Raw genomic sequence first — 21,545 nt, 5'->3', positions numbered from 1 at the left:
AACTGGAGAGGGCTGGACCATTCCCAGCGATTCCAAGGAGGCACAACATGAGCTTCCGCAACGTACTCCCTCTCAGGCACAGGGATGACTGCGGCGGTTGGGGCGACGGATACGGACGTGGCTACGGACGCGGACGTCGCTTTGGTCGCGGTCGTGGACGCGGCTACGGTCGCGGAGGACGCGGCTACGGTCGCGGAGGCCGCGGATTCGGTCGCGGAGGCCGCCACTAGCGAGCCAACGAGATAACTTCGAGGCTGGTCCCCGTCTGTAAGGACTGGCCTCGTAAGTTGCCGCGAGACGCAGGCTTCCGGTGACACCGAGCCTGCTCCTCAAATCCCCTATCTGTGTGCGATCTGATGCGGCATCTCGGCTTACGGCCATCGACGGCGAAGGTAAGCACCATAAGCGTCATCGGGGCCGGTGTCCGGTAACGCTGCGACGGTCGCTATCGGTAGTGACACTATGAGAACCCTCGTTCACTCCGTGAACCGGGGGTTCTCGCACGTGGCCGTCGAAGCCATCGAGTGTCATGGCGGCCCAGGCCTTACCGAGTTGTCTCACAATGAAAACGCTGCGTGCGGCATCCTTGTCCACACGCAGCGCGTTTCCGGGGCCTTCCCAGCCAGGAATACTCAGTATTCTCCTCGGCTTCTCGCATTGCAATACCTGTCGTGGCAGGGGGCTGATGGACCCTGCCGGTGTGGCCCGTCTGTCTGAGGGGGCAGGCAGGCCACACCGGCAGGCGCCCCCGGGGATCGTCTGCCCGCAGGATCGCCTACCGTCCCGAAAGCGACCGGTTACCCAGGGTTGCGCGCGTTATCGGGACGAGCCCGCCACCCCCGCCCGCCGCTCCACCGCCGCTCAGGCCCCTACCTCGGCCTCTGTCTCAGGCCCCCCTCAGCACCTCGATCACGCCCGCGTAGCTGGCCTGGCCGTGGCCGGCGGCCTTGGCGCGTTCCATGGTCGCCTTCAGCAGTTCCGGCAGGGCGTTGTCGATGCCGCGTGCCGCGGCCGCGTGGATGAGGTGGTCGATGGCCGCGATCTGTACGTCGACGGTGGCGTCGTCGCCCGGGTAGTCGCCGGCGTCCACCTGAGGTGCGTAGGTGGTGAGGAAGCCGGCCACGGCCGTCAGCCAGCGGATCGCCAGGGGCGTGAAGGTCGTGGCCGGTGTCTGCTCCGCGCCCACCAGGGCGGTGCCGTGCAGCCAGCCGGTCATGGTGGCCCACATCAGGCCGAGCAGGGCGGAGTCGTAGAGGGAGGCCAGACCGGGGTCGGTGCCCAGGTACAGCGGGTCTCCCAGGGTGGCGAGGGTCGGCCGGTGGGCCTCGAAGACGGCGTCGGAACCGCTGTAGAGGAACATCATCTCCGGCCTTCCGACACCCGGCGGGGTCGTCATGATCGCGCCGTCGAGGTAGTCGGCGCCGTGCGACCGGGCCCATGCCGTCGCCTCGTGGGCCTGCTCCGGGGAGCCGGAGGTGAGGTTCACCAGGACCTTGCCGGCCAGGGAGTCGGTGAGGGGATCGAGGACGGTGTGCAGCGCCTCGTAGTCCAGTACGCAGGCGATGATGAGCGAGCTCGCCGCGAGGGCCTCCTCGGGCGTCGCGGCCAGCCGGGCGCCCCGGGCGACCAGCGGTTCGGCCTTGTGTGCCGAGCGGTTCCACACCGTGGTCGGGTGGCCGCGCTCCAGTAGCGCGGTGGCCAGCGCCGAGCCCATCTGGCCCAAACCGATGACGGTGACGGCCGGGTGAGGCGTATTCAGGGCGTTCATGGCACAACTCCTTGTTCGCCGCCTGCGGCTGACTCCCGCGGCGGTGGTCGATCACGTACGGACCACGTTCGCAGCCGGCGGCGACCGGAAGAAGTGACAGTGGTGACGGCCGGCACCAAATTCCTGCCATACCCTTCAGGCATGAGCGCTGGTTCCGTCGCCGTAGTGGTGCCCACCGATATCGGGGTTCCCTCCTGGGACCTCTACGAGTTGAGCATCCCGTGCACCGTCTTCGGCAAGCGGCAGCCCGACCTGGCCGACCCCTGGTACGACCTGCGGCTGTGCGGAACGGCAGACCAGCCGGCCGTCGCGGGCGGCAGTACCGGCCTGGAGCTGCGGACCAGCTACGGGCTGGACGACCTCGTCGGCGCCGACACCGTCATCGTGCCGTCGGTGCCCGACCCCTGCGTCGAGGACGGCAGACCGCTGCCGGCGGACCTGATCGACGCGCTGCGCCGCGCCTACGACGCGGGCGCCCGCATGGTCTCCCTGTGCACCGGAGCCTTCGCGCTCGCCGAAGCGGGGCTGCTCGACGGGCGCCGTGCCACCGCGCACTGGATGCACACCGCCCAACTGGCCGAGCGCTACCCGAAGGTGCAGGTCGACGACTCGGTGCTGTACGTGGACGACGGTGACGTCCTCACCAGCGCCGGGCTGACCGCCGGCCTCGACCTCTGCCTCCATCTCGTACGCCGTGACCTGGGCGCGCATGTCGCCAACCAACTGGCCCGGCGAATGGTCGTGCCCGCACACCGGCCCGGTGGCCAGGCGCAGTTCATCGACCTGTCCGTACCCGTCGCCGACGACCAGGGCCTGGGTCCCGTACTGGAGTGGGCTCGCGCGCACCTGGATCAACCGCTGTCGGTCGAGGACCTGGCCCGGCGGGCGGCGATGAGCCCCCGCACGTTCTACCGCCGGCTCCAGGCGGCCACCGGGACGACGCCCCTGCAGTGGCTCCTCAACCAGCGCCTGGGTCGTGCGCAGAGCCTGCTGGAAGCCACCGACCTGCCGATCGACAAGATCGGTGAGCTGAGCGGGCTGGGGACGGCGAACAATCTCCGGCACCACTTCGTCAAGCAGGTGGGGGTGTCGCCGGGGGAGTACCGGCGGGCGTTCCCCAGGGCGGTGCCGGGGCGGGGCCCGCGCTGAGGGACGCGCCCCGCCCGCCGGCAGGTGTCCCGGCGGGCTCGCCGATGGGCCGCGCGCCGGTTCCGGTGCAGGTCAGCCGCTGTCGATGCGGTTGGTCGCCGTCCGCAACCACCCGGAGGTAACCTGAATCCATTGCTCCTGCTCCCCCGCGCAGGGGAGGTCACATGACCACATGCGAGAGTCTGCGCCCCAGCAAGGCGGACGCACCCCGCTACACACCGATCGCCGAGCACGGCCTGATCGGCGATATGCGCACGGCCGCGCTGGTCGGCACGAACGGCACCATCGACTGGTACTGCTGCGCCCGCTTCGACGCCCCCAGTGTCTTCGCGGCGATCCTGGACGCCGACCGCGGCGGGGCCTTCGAGCTCGCCCCGGATGTGCCCGCCCGGACGAAGCAGTTCTACTTCCCCGACACCAACATCCTGATCACCCGGTTCTTCGCGGACAGCGGCGTCGGCGAGGTCCAGGACTTCATGCCGATCGTCGGCGATTCACGCGAGGCGGGCCGCCACCGGCTGATCCGCCGGGTGCTGTGCGTGCGCGGGTCGCTCCCGTTCACCGTACGGGTGGCCCCCCGGTTCGACTACGGCCGGCAGGCGCACACGGTGAGCATGCAGCAGGGCCAGACCGTCTTCGCCTCCCCGGACCTGTCCCTGGCGCTGACGTCGACCGTCCCGGTGGAGATCGACGGTCCGGACGCCTGGTGCTCCTTCACGCTCCAGGAGGGCGAGGCCGCGGTCTTCGCCCTCGACCGGATCGGCGGTGGGCTGGAGCCACGGGCCTGTGCGGTGCTGGAGGCGGAGGAGCTGTTCGGCGCCACGGTGCGGTACTGGCGCGGCTGGCTGTCCCAGTCCCGCTACCGGGGACGCTGGCGCGAGATGGTGCACCGCTCCGCGCTCACCCTCAAGCTTCTGACGTACGCGCCGACCGGGGCGATCGTGGCCGCTCCCACGGCCAGCCTGCCCGAGCAGATCGGCGGGGAGCGCAACTGGGACTACCGCTATGCCTGGGTGAGGGACGCCGCGTTCTGCATCTACGCCCTGCTCAGACTGGGCTTCACCGACGAGGCCAAGGCCTTTGTGCACTTCCTGTCCCAGAACATCTGCCTCAACACCGGTGGCGACGGCCCGCTGCAGATCATGTACGGCATCGACGGCCGCAGCGAACTCCCCGAGGAGGAACTGACCCATCTGGAAGGCCACTTGGGCTCGGCGCCGGTCCGGATCGGGAATGACGCCGTCAACCAACTCCAGCTGGACATCTACGGGGCCCTGATCGATTCCCTCTATCTCTACGACAAATGGGGAGAGCCGCTGTCCAGCGACCACTGGGACACCGTCGGAAAGCTGGTCGACTGGGTCTGCGACAACTGGGACCAGCCGGACGAAGGCATCTGGGAGACCCGCGGCAAGATCCAGAACTTCCTCTACTCGCAGCTGATGTGCTGGGTCGCGATCGAACGGGCGATTCGGATCGCCACCCACCGCGGACTGCCGGCGGATATGCTCCGCTGGTCCCGGACCCGCGACGCGATCTACCGGCGGATCATGGACCGTGGCTGGTCCACGGAGCGCAAGGCGTTCGTCCAGCACGAAGGGGACGATGTGCTCGACGCGGCCGTGCTGATGATGCCGCTGGCCAAATTCATCTCGCCCACCGACCCGAAATGGCTGTCCACCCTGGACGTATTGGGCGAGGACCTGGTCTCCGACTCCCTGGTCTACCGCTACGACCCCCGCGGCAGTCCGGACGGACTGCGCGGCGAAGAGGGCACCTTCTCGATCTGCTCCTTCTGGTACGTCGAGGCGCTCTCCCGCGCCGGCCGCGTGGACGAGGCCCGTCTCGCCTTCGAAAAGATGCTGACGTACGCCAACCACGTCGGCCTCTACGCCGAGGAAATCGGCCGCACCGGCGAGCAGATGGGCAATTTCCCGCAGGCCTTCACCCACTTGGGACTCATCAGCGCGGCGTTCAACCTGGACCGGGCGCTGGGGTGAGGCCGGCGCACCGGAGGCCCCCCGCTGAACCGTGATCTGCGCCCTCGGACCATCCGCGTACGGCTGCTGGACCGACGGATGTAGTGCCGGCCCCGGGCGGTTCGTACCGCAGGAGGGTTTGCCGGGCCGTTCGTGTCCTGTGCGCCGAAGTGCGGCATCAGGCCCGATGACACGGGCACACGTAGGGCTCGGAGACCTGGCGGAGAGGATGTGCGGAGGTCGGTGACCATGACGGCGGAGGCGAAGGCGAGGTATCGGCACGCGGGGGAGCGGGGCTCGGTGTGGCGGCCGTGGAGGAGGGCGCTGCTCGGGGGAGCGGTGATGGCGGGTGCGCTGGGGACCGGGAACGCGGTGGGGGAGGCGGGCGCCCGGACGCTCGGTATCGGGGGGTATGCGGGGCGGCTGCTGCCCGCTGTCGTGGTGAGCGCGCTGGCCGTGCCCGTCATCCTGGTGTTACGGGCCGGGCGGCCGGCGCGGCGTCGGCCGCTGGGGCTGGGCCCGCCGTCCGCGGTGGCGGCGGGCCTCGTCCGCGGCATCGTCGTCACGGGGTGGTGTGCGGCCCTGGTGCTCGGGGCCGGCACCGCGGCCGGATGGGTCCGGTGGTCCGGGCTGGAGCCGGCCGCCCTCGTCTCGTTCCTGGTGGGCAATGCCCTGGTGGCGGTGCTGCTGGAGGCGTTGCCGGAAGAGTTGACGCTGCGCGGACACGCCTGGGCCTCGTTGCGCGAGCGGTTCGGCGGGGCGGTCTCGGCTGTGGGGACGACGACGGTCTTCCTGCTGGTACCGGCCGTGTCCACCGTGGTGCAGGCCGGGGTGGCGCACACGCTGGGAGTGAGCGCTCCGCCCGTGGGACTCACGCCCGCCGGACAGGACCCGCTCGCGTACCTGGTGCTGCTCACGGTCTTCGGCCTCACACTGGTGGCTGCGCGGACGGCACCGGGGCGGGCGCCGCTGTGGGCGGCGATCGGTGCCCACCTCGCCGTACTCAGTGTCAACCGGGTGGTGTTCGAGGGGGACCGGCGTGCCGCGGGCTGGTCGGCGAGCGTCGCGCCGGTCCACGCCGCGGTTCTGGAACTGGCCTGTCTGCTGGCCACGGCGGCGGTCTTCCTCGGGGCGCGGCTGCTGCCGTCCCGCAAGGACGTACGGGCAGGGAGTCCGATCGGCGCGCGCGGGTCGGGTACGCCGACGCGTCGTCAGGCGCGTTCGGCCAGCACGAGGTTCGCCGCGAAGCCCAGGAAGGTGATGCCGCTGATCTGCTCCATGCGGCGGCGGAAGGACCGGCGCCTGGCCCGCTCGCCGAGGGCGGAAGCGGCACGGGAGAGCACCGCGAACCAGATGGCCAGCTCCAGGACGTCGATCGCGGTCAGTAGGAGAGTGGTGCTGAAGACCGCTGCCCCATGGGGGATGAACTGCGGGATCAGGCTCATGTAGAACACGCCCGCCTTGGGGTTGAGCAGGTTGGTGGCGAGCCCGGCGCGGAAGGCGGCAAGCCGTCCGTGGGAGGCGTCGGGGGAGGCGGCGGCGGTCTCGTCCGCCGCGTCCATCTCGCCGTCGTGCCGCCCCTGTTGCCTGGACCGCCACAGTGCCGTGATGCCCAGCCATGCCAGGTACCCGGCGCCGGCGATGCGCAGGGTGTCATAGGCCAGGCGGGAGGCGGTGAGCAGTGCGGTGAGCCCGACGGCGGTCGCCAGGCCCCATGCGAGGCAGCCGGTGATGATGCCCAGGGCGGCGGCGTACCCGCCCGTCCGGCCGTGTGCGACGGAGGTCCGGACCACGAGCAGAGTGTCCAGTCCCGGCGTGACGTTGATGAGCGCGGCGACGCCGGCGAACGCGAGGGTGGCGGTGAGCATGTCACGAGGCTAATGGCTCAGCACTTGCCGCTCCGAACTCCGTCCGGGAACTGGCGCACACGGCCGCCCGGAGTCGTCGTCCCGTCGGGGTGCAGCTGCCTCCGGCGGCGGCTCGTCCCCGCGTTGCCGCGGACATGCGCGGGGACGAGCCGACTTACCGGGTGCGGCTATCTGCGACTACTGGTGAAGCTCCCGAAGCCGCGAGGCTTTACAGGGGCCGTGCCCACAGGTCCCACTGGAGGCCCGAGCCGTCGCAGAAGGGGTCGGCCCACTTGCCGCTGCTGACCAGGTCGGTGCCGGCTGCCTGGCATCCGCTGAGGGTCCAGAACTTCTTGCCGGTCCACACCGTTCCGGGAGGCCCGTCCATCGGCTTGACCTGGTGCTGTGCCTGGGCGGTGGTCGGCGCGGCGGCCTCGGCTCCGGTGGTGGCGTGGGCCTGGGCGGCGCCGCCCAGGCTGACGACCGTGAGTGCGGCGGCGGCGAGTGCGGTGGTCAGAGTTCGCTTGTTACGCACGTGATGTCCTTTCCCCGTAGTGTCGTGACGTGTTGCGGGCCCGTCGCTCCGTACACGGATACGGGGACTTCGACGTATGACAGCACTTTGTATGACGTGGGTCACATGCGCGGTCTCGGGTGGCGTTCGGCGAGGACCTCATCGATGACGTGGTGCGCGATAGCCGCCATCACCGGGTTCGTCTCCTGGTAGTAGCCACATTCCATGAGCGCGACGGACAGCGCCCAGCCGCGCCCTCGTGCCCAGGTCGCCTCGTCGACGTCCAGCGCGGCCCGGAAGGCGCCGCGCGCGCCGGCGGGCAGCACGTACCACGCCGCGATCAGGTCGACCGCGGGATCCCCCAGGCCCAGGCAACCGAAGTCGATGACGGCGCTGAGCCGTTCACGGGCCACCAGCAGGTTCCCGGGCTGCAGATCGGCATGGATCCAGACGGGCGGGCCGGGCCATCCGGGCGCCTCCAGAGCCGTGTCCCAGACCGCGGCCGCGGCATCGGCATCGATGGTTCCGCGCAGTTCGCCGATCGCGGTGCGGGTCGCGGCGTCCCGCACCGCCAAGGGTTCGCCGCGGTACGAAGGGGGCCCGTCCGCCGGGTCGATGCGGTGCAGCGCGGTGACGAACTCCGCCAGATCCTTCGCCAGCCGGCCGGGATCGGCGATCCGACCGATGACCGGGGTCTCGCCCTCAAGCCAGCGGTAGACGGACCAGGGGAAGGGGTAGCCCTCAGCCGGCGTGCCCAGGCCCAGCGGTTCGGGGACGGCGACCGGAAGCGGCGGGGCGAGCCGGGGCAGCCACCGGTGCTCCTTCGCCACGTCGTCGGCGGCTCCCGCGATGCGGGGGAGCCGTACGACCAGGTCCTCGCCGAGCCGGTACATCGCGTTGGACGTGCCGGCGGAGTCGACCCGCGTGACGGGGAGATCCGCCCACTGCGGAAACCGCTTGCCGAGCAGCCGCCGTACGAGGGAGTCGTCGATGTCCACCTCGTCGGTGTGCATCCTGTGCGTGCTCATCACTACCTTCCTCGGCCTCTTCGGCCACTTCCTCGGCCTGGCGTCGATCCGCCGGCGGAGATCATCGCAGTCCGAAGTCGCAGAGTGCCGTGCCTTTTTCGGAAGCCGAGCGGCCGAGCGCGTGCGCACGACGGAGGGCCCTCCCGATACCGGTGTATCGGGAGGGCCCGGCAATGCCGGTGAGGTGCCTACGGGGCCACTCGCCAGCTCAGCGATCCGGCCAGCAGCTTGCGCAGCGCCGGGTCGAGGACCGCCTTCGTACGGTCGCTCGCGCGTGCGGTGACCGTGTGGCGCCGGCCGTCCGCGGGGACGCCGAGCGTGCGTGGCGTGAGCGAGGTCTTGCCGCGCGCGGCCTTGCGCTCGCGACCGTCGACGTACCACTTGACCTGTGCCGAGGAGGGCACGGTGACCCGGATGCGGTCCCCGCGGCGCAGTGCGCGGTCGGTGGCCACCGGGCTGCTGACCGCGCTCGCATAGCGGTAGAAGCCCGCGATCATCGCCTCGCGACCGGGGAGGTTGAACTCGCGGCCGAGCGTCCGCATGATCGAGTTCTCCGTGGGCCGGTTGAGCCCGTACTGGTAGTAGCCGCCGCCCTCGTACGCGCCGACCGGTCCGCCGTCCGGCGACTCCTGGCCGAGCCAGCGGTACCACTTCTGCTGCTGGGAGCCCATCTCGTCGGCGGACAGCTTGGTGAGGTTGACCTGGGTGGGCTCGGGGCCGGTGTAGGTGCCCGACTGGCCGTAGTCGTACTCGTCGGCGAGCTTGCCGAGCGAGTGGCCGGTCTCGTGGACGGCTATCTGGTCGGACTGGTCGTTGTCGGAGGAGGCGGTGGCGATGCCGTCGTAACCGACCTGCGAGGAGACGTCGTTGTAGCCCGCCCCGCCGTACTTGGTGGAGTTGGAGAGGACGACGACGAGGTCGGCGGCCGGGGCCTTGGAGGCGTACGACTCGACCTTGCCGGTGTCGACGCAGAGCAGGCGCTCGGTGCCGTCGCAGAAGAAGGCGGAGTCGAGCGCGGTGTCGCGGACCACGTCCTTGGTGGGGTCGCCGGAGACGCCGGACTCGTTGGAGACCGCGTCGACCGCCCAGACGTTGAACAGGCCGGTGTACGAGGCGTAGGGCTCCACTGCCGTCATCTTGGCCCACTTGGCGCGGACGTCGGCGTGGAAGTCCTCCTGCTGGTCGGCGGTGTAGCCGTCACCGACGAAGGCCACATCGAGCTTCTTGTCGACCGGGCCGTTCTGCACGATCGGCGTGACATCGCCGTCGCCCGCGGCGATGGCGGCCTTGTCGGAGGCGGAGAGCGGCTTGGAGGCCGGGACGGTGGCCTCACGGGGGTGGGAGCCCGAACCGGTGAAGTACTCGACCTTCTGGGTGCGTTGGGCCTGCGGGGCCGAGGGGGCTCCCTGAGCGGTGGCCGCGACGGCCGTCGTGGCGGCCAGCGCCGCGACGGCCAGCCCGGCGGAGACCGCGGTGCGCACGGAGATGCCGACGGATATGCGTCTGTTCATGGGGGGTTTCCTTCCGAAGCCCGCCGTAGGGAAGGCGGGTTGAGACGGATTGAGCGCGCTCAACGTAAGGGCTGCGGAAGGAGACGGGCAACGGAAGTGGCCCAAGTGTCCAGATGGAGGGATGAGTTCGGGACGGCGGCGGGCGGACTCCGCGCCCGCCGCCGTCCCGATGCGGCTCAGACCTCGATGATGAGCTTGCCGCGCACATGGCCGGCCTCGCTCAGCTCCTGGGCCTTGGCGGCGTCGGCGAGCGGGAAGGTCTCGGCGACCGGCACGGTCAGCCGCCCCGCGACGGCGAGGCGGGCGTGCGTGGCCAGCCCCGCCACGACCTGCTCCGACGGCGTACCGCCCGCGGAGAACGGCACGCCGTGATCGGCGGCGTCGGGGTCGGCGATGGTGACGATGCGGTCCGTGGTCCCGCCGCGCAGGGCGATCGAGACCGGCAGCGCGTCATGGCCGGCCGCGTCGAAGACCGCGTCCACGCCCTGCGGGGCGGCCGCCCGCACCCGGTCGGCCAGGCCCTCTCCGTACGCCACCGGGACCGCGCCCAGCGCCCGCAGGAAGTCGTGGTTGACCGGCGACGCGGTACCGATCACCGTGGCGCCCGACGCCACCGCGAGCTGGATGGCGATCTGGCCGACCGCCCCCGCCGCGCCGTGCAGCAGCAGCGTCTCGCCCGCCGTCAGGCCCAGCAGATCCAGTACGCGCTGCGCGGTCTCACCGGCGACGGGCAGCGTCGCCGCGGTCGCGAAGGACAGCTCGGCCGGCTTGGGTGCGATGTCCCCCGCGAGGGCGTACTCCGCGTACGCACCGGTCCTGGTCCAGCCGAAGACCTCGTCGCCGACGGCCAGACCGTCCGCCGGCCTGCGGTCGGTGGTGCCCCCGCCGTCGGCGCCGATCGCGTCGACGACCCCGGCGAACTCCAGGCCGGGCACGGCGGGGAACGTCGTCGGGTAGTGCTGCTCCATCCACCCGTAACGCCGCTTGTAGTCGAGCGGATTGACGCCGACCGCCACCACCTTGACCCGTACGTCACCCGGGCCGGGCTCCGGCTTGTCGGTCTGCCCGAACGTGAGCACGTCCGAGCCGCCGAACTCGTTGTAGATGATCGCCTTCATGTGGAAACTCCCCGCTGGATGCATCGATGCGGCACATACGGCGTATGCGCGGTATCTGCCGCATGTGCTTGATCGGTTGATGGCTTCAGCTTCGTCGGTGAGGTGGGGTCCGGCCGCCGGCCATCAGGACAGTCCGGCCTGGTCGAAAGGCCAGCACTCGTCCCGGAGCCGCTGGCTACGCTGGAGTACATGGAGATGACCGGATCCGGATCCGTAGCCGCCCTGACCGCCGCCTACGAGGTGATCCGCCAGCCACTGGGCGAGATCCTGCCGCGGCTCTCCACGCTCCTGGCCGAACTGCTCCCGCACCGGGCGGTGGCCGAACTCTCCACGCACTGTGCGCACTCACCGTTCAAGACGTACGGCGATGCGGAGATCACCGGCCGGCTCTCCACCGCCGACCTGGCGCCGCTGCTCGCCACGGGCACTCCGGGCCGCCCGTGGCAGGGCACCCTCCCCCTCGCGGGCGCCGAGCGCTCCGTGCTCGCCGTGACGAGCCATGCGACACCTCGGGGCGCCGTCCTGCTGTTCGTACGGGATGCGGACGGCGGAGAAGCAGACGGCGGCGGGGACGACGGTGTGCTGCCGGCGGTCGACGAGCCTGCCGCCGCGCTCGTACAGGCACTGTGGGACGTGGTGACCAGCCACTTCGACCGGCTGGCGGCCGAGGCCGTGCCCGGGGCGCTGGCTCGCTCGCGGACCGCCGCCGGGACACGGGCCCGGGTGATCGCGGAGCTGGGCGAGGCGTACTCGGCCGCGCTCACCGGGCTGCTGGGTGTGCTGCGCAGCCGCACCCTCGACGATGCGGCGGCCCGCGCCACCGCCACGGATCTGGCGGTCTCGGCCCTGGTGGAGCTGCGGGCGGAGGCCGAACGCGACCAGGAGATCGCCGAGGAGCCGGCCGGGCAGGCCTTCGCCCGGCTCGCCGAGTCGCTTCGGCCGCTCGTGCGCTACAGCCCCGTCCGGCTGGAGCTGGGCGCGCCCGACTCCCAGCTGACGGTGGCCGCCGATGTGGCGCACGCGGCGCGGGTGATCGTGCGGGCCGTGCTGCTGAGGGTCCTGGAGCAGGAGACCGTGACCCGTGTCCATGTCGGCTGGCAGCTCACCGATGACGAACTGCGCGCGACCGTACGCGACGACGGGCCGGGCACCCTCACCTCCGACGGCCTGGCGACCGGCCGGGTCACCGACCGCCTCGACGTACTGAACGGGCGGCTGGACGTCGATGCCGTACCCGGCTGGGGGACCACGGTGTCGGCGACGATCCCGCTACGGGTCTCCCAGGACCCGGCCCCCGACCCGCTCATCGCGCTCGGCGAACGGGAGCTGGAGGTACTGGCCCGGCTCGCGCTCGGCCACCGCAACCGGGCGATCGCCCAGGAGCTGCACATCAGCGAGTCGACGGTGAAGTTCCATGTCGCCAAGATCCTGACCAAACTGGGTGTCGGGTCCCGGGGCGAGGCGGCGGCGCTCTTCCACGCGGTGGCGTAGGACCGTCGCCGTACGGACTTCCCGCGGTGGCCCGGGACCGCCGGAGAGCCGGGGCGGCGGATCACGTCAGGCGAGGTGTTTGCCGTTGTCCACGTGCCGGGCTCGGGGCACGCCGCTGAACTGCGCGGCCTGCCCGCCCGGCGCCGCACGCATCGTCCGCTCCGCGCCCGCACGTTGCTCGTCGGCCTCCGCCACCGGCGTCACATCGGTCCAGTAGATGTCGAGCATCGTCCGCAGCGACGTCGGCTCGCTCGCCGGCCCTATCGGCACCGTGATCTGGTCCAGGGCGCGCCACAGTTCGTAGTCGGCCTGCTCGGCGATGCCGCCGGCCCTGGCGTGCGCGGCCTGGTGCTTGTGCACGGCGAGGGCGAGGTCGCGCAGGCGGTCCCGGTGGTTCTGGGCGACCTGGTGGTTCAGGGACCGATTGAGGTCCTTCTTCGCCTTGTTGATCTCCGACAGGGCGTTCTGCACCGTCCGGCTGAAGTTCGCCGCGCGGTGCCGCCATGCGTCGTACTCCCGCTTCGAGGCGAACCACTCCTCCTTGCCGGCCTGCCCGCGGGCGAAGCACGCCAGCCGGAACTGCTCGCGCTCCTCGCGCCGTTTGCGCAGCACCGACGAGTTGCGCTGGAAGAGCGTGTTGAGGGCGCCGCGGGTGCGGTCGATGAGGGCGGGGTCGATCAGCACCGCCCAGACACCGGGGTCACGCGCCGGGGGATGGGCGTGGTCGAGAACCAGTTGTTCGTAGTCGGAGTCGTCGAGTCGGGCCAGGCGCTGTGCGTCCATCAGTCGGCCTCCAAGCCGGTGGTGGGCTGCTCAGTCCATGGTGACGGCTGGGTCTGACAGTCGGGCAGGGCGCACGGGGATCGGGGTGAATGCGCCCCTGGCATGGGACGGGCACACATCGAGGTGAACGCGGGCGGGTGGTCTTCCGTATCCCTTCACAGCCGTGTCCCTTCAGGACACCGGTCCACGATGCGAGGAGGGCCCATGACCGACCCTGGTTTCCCATCGATCCATGCTCTGCCGGACGGCGACGCCGAGGTGTCCTTGGTGGTGCGCCTGACGTGGGAGGACGTCGCCGCGCTGGGCCAGGATGCCGCCCGCCTCGCGGCCCGGGTGAAGCGCCCGGTGACCCTGGACGAGGCCGCCAGCCACCGGCTGCGTACCCGGCCGCCGGCGCCCCAGCCCAAGACGGTGCCGCAGGAGCGGGCGCAGCCGGCCGTCGCCGGTACGACCGTGTCGACGTTGCCGGCCCGCTCCCCGCAGGAGCAGGCCCGGCAGGCGATCGAGAAGATCAACGGCACCGCCACCGGACATGAGACCGCGTAGGCCGGCCGCGCGCCGGCTCAGCAGCGCTCGTCGGTGTAGCCGTCGGCGCCGGACGGCCGGACATCGCGATCGCGCAGGGTGATGGACAGGCGCTTGCCCCAGGAGCGGCAGGCTGCGGCGAAGTCCTGCTTCCGGTACTCGACGACGAAGATTCTGTTGTCGTAGGCGTCCGCGAAATCGGTGCATTCCTTGTAGCGGGTGCATTCTTCGACGACGGCGAAGTCGAAGCCGATGCGCTTGCGCCGGGACAGCAGATCGGTGGTGTTCTTCTGGGCGATGGCCAGGTGTCGCTGATGTGCGCGGCGCGCGAGGAGTTCGGCGAAGGCGGCCGCATGACGGGCGCTGAGCTTGTTCCGGGAACGTTCGTAGGAATCGAGGTTGTCGGGTTCCACGGCGTCGTATCCGGCCTTCGCGCAGCCGTCGATCCAGGGGCCGACGACGTCCATCAGAGACTTGCGCTTCGCGGCGGTGGAGATATCGAGCAGGGGCTCGTCCCAGTCCTGGTCGATGACGGGCTTTCCGTCGTCATCACGCAGCAGGAGTTCGGGGTGGCGGGCCTGCCAGGTGTCGGTGTCGTCGGGCTGGGCCTGGAAGGCATTGACGTAGCAGATGTTGTAGAGACCGGGCACGGGCTTTGCGGTGCGGTCGCGGGAGACGGCCCGTACGTTTCGGGGTGGTGAATAGGCGCCGCCGAGCTGATAGTCGAATACGGCGTTCGCGGCCGGCGGCCGGACGGAGCCGGTGTCCTGCTGGGGGCGGGCGGCGGAGCACGCCGTGCAGAGAGCCAGGGCCAGGACAGCGGCGCCTATGGCGAAGGGGCGGAGCGGGGGCATGGCCGGAGCCTACGCGTGGGGGGCTGGGACCTCGCCGTCCGGGTGACTCCGGCGCGGCGAGGTAATCCCCGATCAGCTCATCAGTCGCGCTCGAATCCGCTCCCCGAACGGCCCATCAGCTGCCCGCCCCCTTGGCGATTTCCCCGCTCGACTACTCGGCCCCGCGATCCCTCTGCCACTCACGCAATCGCATGGCGTCGCATCCGCAGCGGCGAGGCTCATCGGGTCTTTTCCATACGACGTTCATACTGCCACCGGACGCCGACAGCGCTGATCCAGCGGAAATGACGGCTTTCACTTCCCTGAAACCGGGCGGGTGGCGAGAGGACGGGAATGCCCGAGGAGTTTTCGGAACGGCGCCGGGCGACGGCTTGGCTGCACGTCCCTGACGGACGCTTAGCGGAGCACATCGAGGACGACCTCGGGCCCGGACATCCCGCGCTGCGGGACACCCGGCTCTACCGCAGGGTGAGCGGAGTGGACCGGCACGCCAGGGAAGTGAGCGAGAAGGAACTCGCCGCCCTGGGGGATCCTATGGCCACCGTGTTCTTCCAGCGGAACAGCTTCCCCATGGCCGTGGAGGAAATCCTGGACGGACTTCCCCGCGTCGCGGATCAGCCCAAGGTCTATCTGGTGAGCGAGTCGGGCACGATCCCGCCCACCGACGCGCCGCACCTGCGACGGGACATCCGCTTCGCCCTCACCTACGCCGTACGGGGCAACGAGGCCGACCTGCTGATCAGCACCGGCGCCAACAGCGACCCCAGGACCACGTTCCTCCAGGTCGCCGCCTGGGACGAGGCGAACCAGGTCTTCAACTACTACATGCGGATCACCCCCGCCTGGGTGTGGACCGGCAACTCCTGGGACGCGCTGGCCGCCGCCTCCCGCGGCAGCGGCTGCTTCGACAGCCACGTCAACGGCAGCGTCGTGATGAAGGAACTGAAGCAACCCTGGATCAACTGGCAGTCCCAGTCCGCCGCCATCCGACTCGACGCGGACGACCCCCTGCGGGAGAACCCCCTGTACCAGCGGGTGATCGGCGCGGAGAACCTGGAATCGACGGTCCGGGCCCAGATCGACCGCTGGAGCCGGGCCCGGCTGCGCGCGGTCACCGCCGGCGCCACCGTGGAGAACCCGGACCACCTCCTGCGTCAGCTGTTCACCACGACGGCCGTCAACCTCACCAGCACCGCCGCCCAGAGCGCGGCAGTCGGCCGGGACGGCGACGATCCGCTGCCGCTGCCGATGGGCTTCTGGCTGAACAACGACGCGCTGCTCGACGATCTCGGGATCGAGGTGGACGCCACCGTCCCGGCCACCACCGCCACCCTCTACGCCGACAGCCTCGACACCTTCGGCTTCCGGCTGGAGGAGAAGGCCAGCGGCTTCAGCCGGCCCGGAGACACCTTCTTCGCCTTCGTGGTGCCCGAAGCCGCCCTGGAGGACAACAGCGTCGTACGGGCCATGTGCGAACACGGGCTGATCTCAGCGAAGTTCGCCGCCTGCGCGCTGATGGTCGACTTCCCCAACCCCGTCTTCAGCGCCCACCGCGCCCGGCTGATGCGGTACGTGCCCACCGAGGCCACCGCCGCCGAAGGACTCGGCGACCGGATCGCCGAGCGCATCCTGGCGGCCGCCGGCCAGCTGACCACCTACAGCCCCGAAGCCCAGTTCGCGGCTAACTGGAGCCTCCCGGACGCCACTTGGCGCGAGGACTTCTCCCGCCGGATCACCGACTATCTGGCGAAGGTCCGGCAACGGATCACCACACGAGAAGGCTTCGACGACTACGTCCTGCTGGCCGAGTCACGCCGCAGGCAGTTCAAGGCCCTGAAGCTCCACGAATTCGAGCTGACCCTGCCCACCACCGACATCCCCGCCACCGCCCCGCCGCTGCGGATGCGCGAGGACGCCACCGTGACCGACCAGCCCTGAGGACGCCGCCACCGCGGCCGCACAGATCCGAGGAGCACCACCACCATGACCACCATCAGCAGCTACGGACCGCCCGGGGGACTGACCGACCTCGGCGAATTCGGCCGCAAGGCGTGGGACGTCTTCGTCTCCGACAACATCGACGCCGCCATCCAGGGCCCCGACCCCGGCGAGGTGCTCCACGACGCCCCGCGGTCGCAGTTCTACAACCTCACCAAGACCGACACCGCCGCCGACGCCCGGACCGCCACCGTCAGCTGGACGGCCTTCCCCCGGATCCTCAAGATCAGCTCCCCATCCGACGCGCAGCGCTGGAAGAAGGCCGAGGCCAGCCGCAAGGCCCAGGACGAGTACTGCGAGTGGAGCGTCACCCGCCGCGACGGCAAGATCACCAAGGCGGCCTTCACCTGCGAGAGCCCCGAGTACTGGGACGTCCTCGCGAAGACCAGCCCGGAGACCGTCCTGAGCCTCTACCGCCGGCACATCAGCCCCGACGTGCAGGAGAGCGACCTCTTCGTCAACGGCGCGTACGACCGGGCCAACAAGTGGAACAGCACCACGACGAACGGTGCGATGCACCTCATCCAGAAGAACAACACCCTCGCCGCCGAGATCGAACTGGCCGCCGCGGGCACCATCCGCCGGGTCATCGACGGAACGGAGCTGACCGCCGAGCAGGAGCTCATCAAGTGCAGCGCCTACGGCCAGGCCGAGCGCAACAGCGACCCCCACATCGGCGCGTCGGTCAACGCCCTCGCCCGTCAGAAGGCGTCCATCAGCCTCGCCGACCCCGTAGGCCTCTACTTCGACGGCCTGTCCACCGAGGGCTGGGCCACCCCCGACGGCTCCGACCCGCAGAGCTACTGGACCTACGAACGCGGCGAGGCCGACCACCGCGTACGCGCCGTCTACGAGGTCCCCGCCGACAAGAACTTCACCGTCGGCGACATCACCATCAACGGCCGGCCCATCCAATTCGGCGCCCAGATCGCCGACTTCATCACCATCAAGCTCATCGCCGTCGCCTGCCGCTTCGGCCAGAGTGCCACCGAGCCGCAGACCGCCTGCAAACAGGAGGCCGCCACCGAACTCGCCCGCCCGGAGGAGGCCTTCGTCGCCAGCGCCTTCTCCGCCTACGGATACCTCGGCACCGCCCCCGGACGGGCCCTGCGGCCCACCCGGAATGCCTGACGGCGCGCGCTCACCGCTCGATGCGGGGCCTCAGCTCCGGTGCCAGCGCCATGGTCAGGGCCCGGAAGATCTTCACCTCCGGATTCGCGTCGTCCGCCCGTACGGCGAGGTAGCTGCTCTCCCAGGGGGCGTCCAGCACCGGAACGAACGCCGCCCCCGGCCACGCGTAGTAGCGGGCGAAGGACTTCAGCCCCGAGCCTGCCGCGCGGCCGGTGATCACGCCGGTCAGCACCTCGTGGGGCGTCAGCGCACAGTCCGGGCTGCGGCGCTGCGCCTCATGATCGAAGTACAGGTAGTCCGTGAACGGGGCCGGCGTGTGACCCGGCACCCGGACGAACGGCAGGTCGATGATGCCCGCCAGGCGCACCCCCTCCTCGCGGGCGTCCGCGATCACCGACGCCTCCGGCACCGCGACGATGCGCTGCTCCGTGGTGAGCACGTCCGCGACGACCCGCTCGTCGTCCGGTGCCGGCCGCACGAACGCGATATCCACCCGGTCCTCGGTCAGCGCGGTGACGTGCTCGGTGAAGTTCAGCTGCCGCAGCTCGACGGGGACGCCGGGGCGGGCCCGCCGGAAGGCGTTGATCGCGGCCGGTGTCAACTCCGCCGAACCATGGCCCATGATGCCGATCCGCAGCGGGCGGGTGACCTCGTCCAGGGGCTCGCGTATGACGTCGGCGATGTCGTCCAGCGCGGCGTTCGCGGCGGCCAGCAGGGTACGTGCGTGCCCGGCCAGCCGCGCTCCGGCCCGGGTGGGGGAGACCGGGTTGCGGTGCAGCAGCCGGGTGCCGAGCTCGGCTTCGAGCTGGCGCACATGCTGGGTGACCGCGGGAGGGGAGAGGAACAGCCGCGCGGCCGCCCGTTTGAAATGTCCTTCCTCGACCACCGCCAGGAAGGACGACAGCAAGCGAAGGTCCATGTCAACCACCCTAAAGGCACAGGTGGGCGGTTCGAACGGGCATTCACGAATCGTGAACGCGGGCCGCGCCGGCGGACCGGCGGCGCGGAGACTGAGCGCCATGAGCAGCACGATCAAGCCATCGGCAAGGCCCGAGCCGTTCGCCGGCGACCGCACCACCGATCCCGCACCCGCGCCACCGCCGCGCCGCTACGGGCGACGCGTCGCCCTGATGATGCTGGCCTCCGGATGGAGCGCCAACCAGTTCTCCGCCCTGCTGGGCGCCTACCGCACCGAGATGGGCCTGTCGGAGTCCGCGGTGACCGGCCTGTTCGCGGTGTACGTCATCGGACTGATCCCCGGGCTGCTGACCGGCGGCCCACTGGCCGACCGATGCGGCCGCCGCCCCGTCGCGCTCCTCGCCCTGGTCGTCAACCTGCTGTCGACCTGCCTGCTCATGGCGGGCTCGGCCGCCACCTGGTGCCTGCTGCCGGGCCGCTTCCTGACCGGCCTCGGCGCGGGCGCCCTGCTGGCCGCCGGCAGCGCATGGGTCAAGGAGCTGTCCTCACCGCCGTACGACCCGACCACCTCGCCGGGCACGGCCGCCAAGCGGTCCGGGATGTTCGTCTCCGCGGGCTTCGCCTCGGGAGGGCTGATCGCCTCATTGATCGCCCAGTGGGCGCCGTACCCGATGCTCACCGCGTATCTGCCGCACCTCGTCCTGGCCATCGGGGCGGGCGCGGCCGCGTACGGCGCACCGGAGTCCCGGCCGGCGCGGACCCGGCCGACCGAAGGGGCCGCCCCCGCCGCACCGGAGACCTTCGCACGGGCGCGGTTCTGGCGGTCGGTACTGCCGGTCGCCCCCTGGGTGTTCGCGGCCCCGACGATCGGCTTTGTGACCCTGCCCGGCCTGGTCGACGGCGGAATGGCGGGGTGGCAGACCGTCTACGCCGGCGTCGCCACCGCCGTCGTCCCCGGAGCCGGGCTGGTCGTCCAGCCACTGGCCCGCCACCTCGCCACCCGGCACCGGCTGGCCAACGGTGTCGCCGGGCTCCTGGTCATCGCGGCCGGGCTCACCTGCGCCGCACCCGCCGCGGCCGCCGAGCAGCCGTGGCTCGCGCTCGCCGCGGCCGCGATCCTCGGCGCCGGCTACGGGCTGACCCTGAGCTTCGGCCTCACCGAGGTCGCCGCCCTCGCCCCGAGGGCACACCTGGCCCGTCTGACCTCCCTGTTCTGGACGCTGGCCTACACCGGCATGTTCACCCCGTACGCCCTCGCCGCGCTGTTCTCCGCAGGGCTCGGGGTGCCGGCGCTCCTCGGGGCGGGCGCGGGGCTGGCGGTGCTGGTCTGCGCGGTGTTCGGGCTGCTGAACCGCTACGGCCGCTGAGGCCCGCTGACGGCGGCCTCGGAGGAGACGAGGAGCGTCAACGGTCCCTCACCGGCGCCACATGCATGGCGTACGCCTCGCTCAGGTCGCGGATGTCCACGGAGGCATGGACCGCCACGGCGGTCGCCGAAGCGGTGTGGCGCCGCACCAGGTCCAGGACCGCCCGGCTCAGCGCCGACTTGGTCGGTGTGCCGCGCCCGGGCAGGATCGCGAACTCCACGTGGATCAGCGCGTGTCCGGGCTCGTCGTGCGCGATGACGGCCTCGTCGACGCGGCGGAAACGGGTCTTGCAGCTCTCGACGGTGATGCCGTCGACCGTCTCGGCGGCCAGCTTGTGCAGTTCGCGGGCGAAGCCACGGCGATCGAAGGACTCCTGCAGTGCTTCGTCGTAGTCGACGAGGATGTGCGGCATTCTCTCGTTCTCCTTCCAACTGGTGGACACAGACGGGTGTACGGGGAGGGACACTAACGGACCGCCCAGCCCCGGCTTCTGAGTGCTTCGGTGAGCGGGTGGGCGACGTCCGGGGCCACCACGAGCCCGACCGAGCCGTCCGGCGACGCCGGTGCGTCCGGAAGGACCATGTCCTCCAGGTCGAGCCGGGCCTCGCCCACGTCGTCGAGCAGCCGCCGGAGTTCCTGGTGCCGGCCGCCGACGGCGACCGACAGCACGGTGGGGGGACGCGCCGCGGCGCCGCCGTACGAGGGCGCGATCCGGGCCCGGCCCCCGATGCCGCGCCGCAGCACGTCGGACAGGTCGGCCAGCGCGTCGTGCTGCGGTTCCGGGTCGTCGCCGGCCAGGCGGGCCAGGGCGTCGGCCGCGGTCTCCAGGTCCGTGCTGAGCCGGGCGAGCAGCGGGGCGAGCGCGGCGGCGTTGGCGGCGAGGATGTCCGCCCACAGGGCGGCGTCGCCGGCCGCGACCCGGGTCACGTCCCGCATGCCGCGGCCGGCCAGCCGCACCGCGTAGTCCTCGCCGTCCAGGAGGCGGGCGGCGGTGAGGCTCGCCATCAGGTGCGGCAGATGGGAGACCAGTGCCACGGCACGGTCGTGGTCGGGCGGATCCAGCAGCACCGGCACCGCGTTGCACAGCGAGACGAGTTCCAAGGCGCGGTTGAGCGCATGCTCGCCGGTCTCCGGGGTGGGGGTGAGCACCCAGTGGTGGTCCTGGAAGAGATCGGCGCGGGCCGCGAGCGGGCCCGAGCGCTCCCGGCCGGCCAGCGGGTGCCCGCCCACCAGGGTGGTGGTGTCGCAACCGAGGGCCAGACATTCGGCGTGCACCAGGGACTTCACGCTCGCCACGTCCGTGTACACCCGGGCCAGCTCGGCTTTTTGCTGGTCCGCGATGGTCCGGGCGATCAGCGACGGCGGGACGGCGATGACGGCGATGTCCACCGGCGCCGCCGGCGGCTCGGGGGTGCCCGCTCCGCGTGCGGCGGCGATGCGCACGCTGTCGGGGTCGTGGTCGATCAGATGGGCGGTCACTCCCCGGCCGGTCAGGGCCAGGGCGATCGAGGTACCGATGAGACCGGTGCCGACGACTGCAGCGGTATGCAAGGAAGGGCTCCTC

The 21,545-nt window shown here is 71.1% G+C and carries 18 protein-coding genes and 1 pseudogene; 8 read left to right on the top strand and 11 right to left on the bottom strand.

The genetic code is table 11. The features are described from left to right. Positions 1 to 886: 886 nt before the first annotated feature. Positions 887 to 1,768 carry an NAD(P)-dependent oxidoreductase gene (locus tag WAB15_RS00420; protein WP_407284827.1) on the bottom strand — a complete coding sequence of 294 codons (882 nt, stop codon included), beginning with the start codon at positions 1,766 to 1,768 and terminating at the stop codon, positions 887 to 889. Positions 1,769 to 1,909: 141 nt separating this feature from the next. Between WAB15_RS00420 and WAB15_RS00415 the strand changes: the two genes are divergently transcribed. The 3 genes and pseudogenes from WAB15_RS00415 to WAB15_RS00405 form a co-directional block, all read left to right on the top strand. Beyond that, positions 1,910 to 2,917, top strand: a complete 1,008-nt coding sequence (locus WAB15_RS00415) for a GlxA family transcriptional regulator (RefSeq protein ID WP_407284826.1) — start codon at positions 1,910 to 1,912, stop codon at positions 2,915 to 2,917. Positions 2,918 to 3,081: 164 nt separating this feature from the next. Continuing rightward, positions 3,082 to 4,917: a glycoside hydrolase family 15 protein gene (locus WAB15_RS00410; RefSeq protein ID WP_407284825.1), complete on the top strand. Its 1,836-nt coding sequence runs from the start codon at positions 3,082 to 3,084 to the stop codon at positions 4,915 to 4,917. A gap of 228 nt (positions 4,918 to 5,145) precedes the next feature. Further along, a pseudogene (locus WAB15_RS00405) lies at positions 5,146 to 5,883 on the top strand (hypothetical protein); the annotation flags it as partial. 224 nt (positions 5,884 to 6,107) lie between these two features. On the opposite strand, the gene WAB15_RS00400 reads toward WAB15_RS00405, so the two are convergent. The 5 genes from WAB15_RS00400 to WAB15_RS00380 form a co-directional block, all read right to left on the bottom strand. Beyond that, the gene (locus WAB15_RS00400; protein WP_399149226.1) at positions 6,108 to 6,764 is read right to left on the bottom strand and encodes a LysE family translocator; all 657 of its coding nucleotides are present in this window, start codon (positions 6,762 to 6,764) and stop codon (positions 6,108 to 6,110) included. Positions 6,765 to 6,972: 208 nt separating this feature from the next. Further along, positions 6,973 to 7,278: a hypothetical protein gene (locus WAB15_RS00395; RefSeq protein WP_399149227.1), complete on the bottom strand. Its 306-nt coding sequence runs from the start codon at positions 7,276 to 7,278 to the stop codon at positions 6,973 to 6,975. A 101-nt stretch (positions 7,279 to 7,379) separates the two neighbouring features. Beyond that, entirely contained in the window at positions 7,380 to 8,285 is a 906-nt protein-coding gene (locus tag WAB15_RS00390) for an aminoglycoside phosphotransferase family protein (protein ID WP_407284824.1), read from the bottom strand. Positions 8,286 to 8,473: 188 nt separating this feature from the next. Further along, positions 8,474 to 9,796 (bottom strand): M64 family metallopeptidase, encoded by a 1,323-nt coding sequence (locus tag WAB15_RS00385; RefSeq protein WP_399149229.1) that lies wholly within the window; start codon positions 9,794 to 9,796, stop codon positions 8,474 to 8,476. A gap of 176 nt (positions 9,797 to 9,972) precedes the next feature. After that, the gene (locus tag WAB15_RS00380; protein ID WP_399149230.1) at positions 9,973 to 10,914 is read right to left on the bottom strand and encodes an NADP-dependent oxidoreductase; all 942 of its coding nucleotides are present in this window, start codon (positions 10,912 to 10,914) and stop codon (positions 9,973 to 9,975) included. Between the two features lie 189 nt (positions 10,915 to 11,103). On the opposite strand from WAB15_RS00380, the gene WAB15_RS00375 reads away from it, so the two are divergent. Further along, positions 11,104 to 12,405, top strand: a complete 1,302-nt coding sequence (locus WAB15_RS00375; protein ID WP_407284823.1) for a LuxR C-terminal-related transcriptional regulator — start codon at positions 11,104 to 11,106, stop codon at positions 12,403 to 12,405. Between the two features lie 66 nt (positions 12,406 to 12,471). Here WAB15_RS00375 and WAB15_RS00370 read toward each other — a convergent pair whose 3' ends face one another. After that, positions 12,472 to 13,188, bottom strand: coding sequence for a hypothetical protein (locus WAB15_RS00370; RefSeq protein WP_407284822.1), 717 nt, complete (start codon positions 13,186 to 13,188; stop codon positions 12,472 to 12,474). Between the two features lie 204 nt (positions 13,189 to 13,392). Here WAB15_RS00370 and WAB15_RS00365 point away from each other — a divergent pair, with 204 nt between their 5' ends. Further along, positions 13,393 to 13,734, top strand: coding sequence for a hypothetical protein (locus tag WAB15_RS00365; RefSeq protein ID WP_399149233.1), 342 nt, complete (start codon positions 13,393 to 13,395; stop codon positions 13,732 to 13,734). Between the two features lie 17 nt (positions 13,735 to 13,751). On the opposite strand, the gene WAB15_RS00360 is transcribed toward WAB15_RS00365, so the two are convergent. After that, entirely contained in the window at positions 13,752 to 14,567 is an 816-nt protein-coding gene (locus WAB15_RS00360) for an endo alpha-1,4 polygalactosaminidase (RefSeq protein WP_407284821.1), read from the bottom strand. A gap of 333 nt (positions 14,568 to 14,900) precedes the next feature. Here WAB15_RS00360 and WAB15_RS00355 point away from each other — a divergent pair, with 333 nt between their 5' ends. Next, on the top strand, positions 14,901 to 16,505 hold the full coding sequence (locus WAB15_RS00355; RefSeq protein ID WP_407284820.1) for a hypothetical protein: 1,605 nt from the start codon (positions 14,901 to 14,903) through the stop codon (positions 16,503 to 16,505). Positions 16,506 to 16,550: 45 nt separating this feature from the next. Next, positions 16,551 to 17,696 (top strand): hypothetical protein, encoded by a 1,146-nt coding sequence (locus WAB15_RS00350; protein ID WP_399149236.1) that lies wholly within the window; start codon positions 16,551 to 16,553, stop codon positions 17,694 to 17,696. Positions 17,697 to 17,706: 10 nt separating this feature from the next. On the opposite strand, the gene WAB15_RS00345 is transcribed toward WAB15_RS00350, so the two are convergent. Continuing rightward, a complete protein-coding gene (locus WAB15_RS00345; protein WP_407284819.1) occupies positions 17,707 to 18,615 on the bottom strand; it encodes a LysR family transcriptional regulator in 909 nt (302 codons plus the stop codon). 100 nt (positions 18,616 to 18,715) lie between these two features. Between WAB15_RS00345 and WAB15_RS00340 the strand changes: the two genes are divergently transcribed. After that, positions 18,716 to 19,981 (top strand): MFS transporter, encoded by a 1,266-nt coding sequence (locus WAB15_RS00340; RefSeq protein ID WP_407284818.1) that lies wholly within the window; start codon positions 18,716 to 18,718, stop codon positions 19,979 to 19,981. A 37-nt stretch (positions 19,982 to 20,018) separates the two neighbouring features. Here WAB15_RS00340 and WAB15_RS00335 read toward each other — a convergent pair whose 3' ends face one another. Beyond that, positions 20,019 to 20,393 carry a 5-carboxymethyl-2-hydroxymuconate Delta-isomerase gene (locus tag WAB15_RS00335; protein WP_407284817.1) on the bottom strand — a complete coding sequence of 125 codons (375 nt, stop codon included), beginning with the start codon at positions 20,391 to 20,393 and terminating at the stop codon, positions 20,019 to 20,021. Between the two features lie 53 nt (positions 20,394 to 20,446). Continuing rightward, positions 20,447 to 21,532 carry a prephenate dehydrogenase gene (locus WAB15_RS00330; RefSeq protein ID WP_407284816.1) on the bottom strand — a complete coding sequence of 362 codons (1,086 nt, stop codon included), beginning with the start codon at positions 21,530 to 21,532 and terminating at the stop codon, positions 20,447 to 20,449. Positions 21,533 to 21,545: the final 13 nt, after the last annotated feature.

Origin of the sequence: Streptomyces sirii, assembly GCF_045690365.1 — a bacterium.
In the GTDB taxonomy this organism is placed as follows: domain Bacteria; phylum Actinomycetota; class Actinomycetes; order Streptomycetales; family Streptomycetaceae; genus Streptomyces; species Streptomyces sirii.
This window is presented reverse-complemented; position numbering and strand designations above follow the sequence as displayed.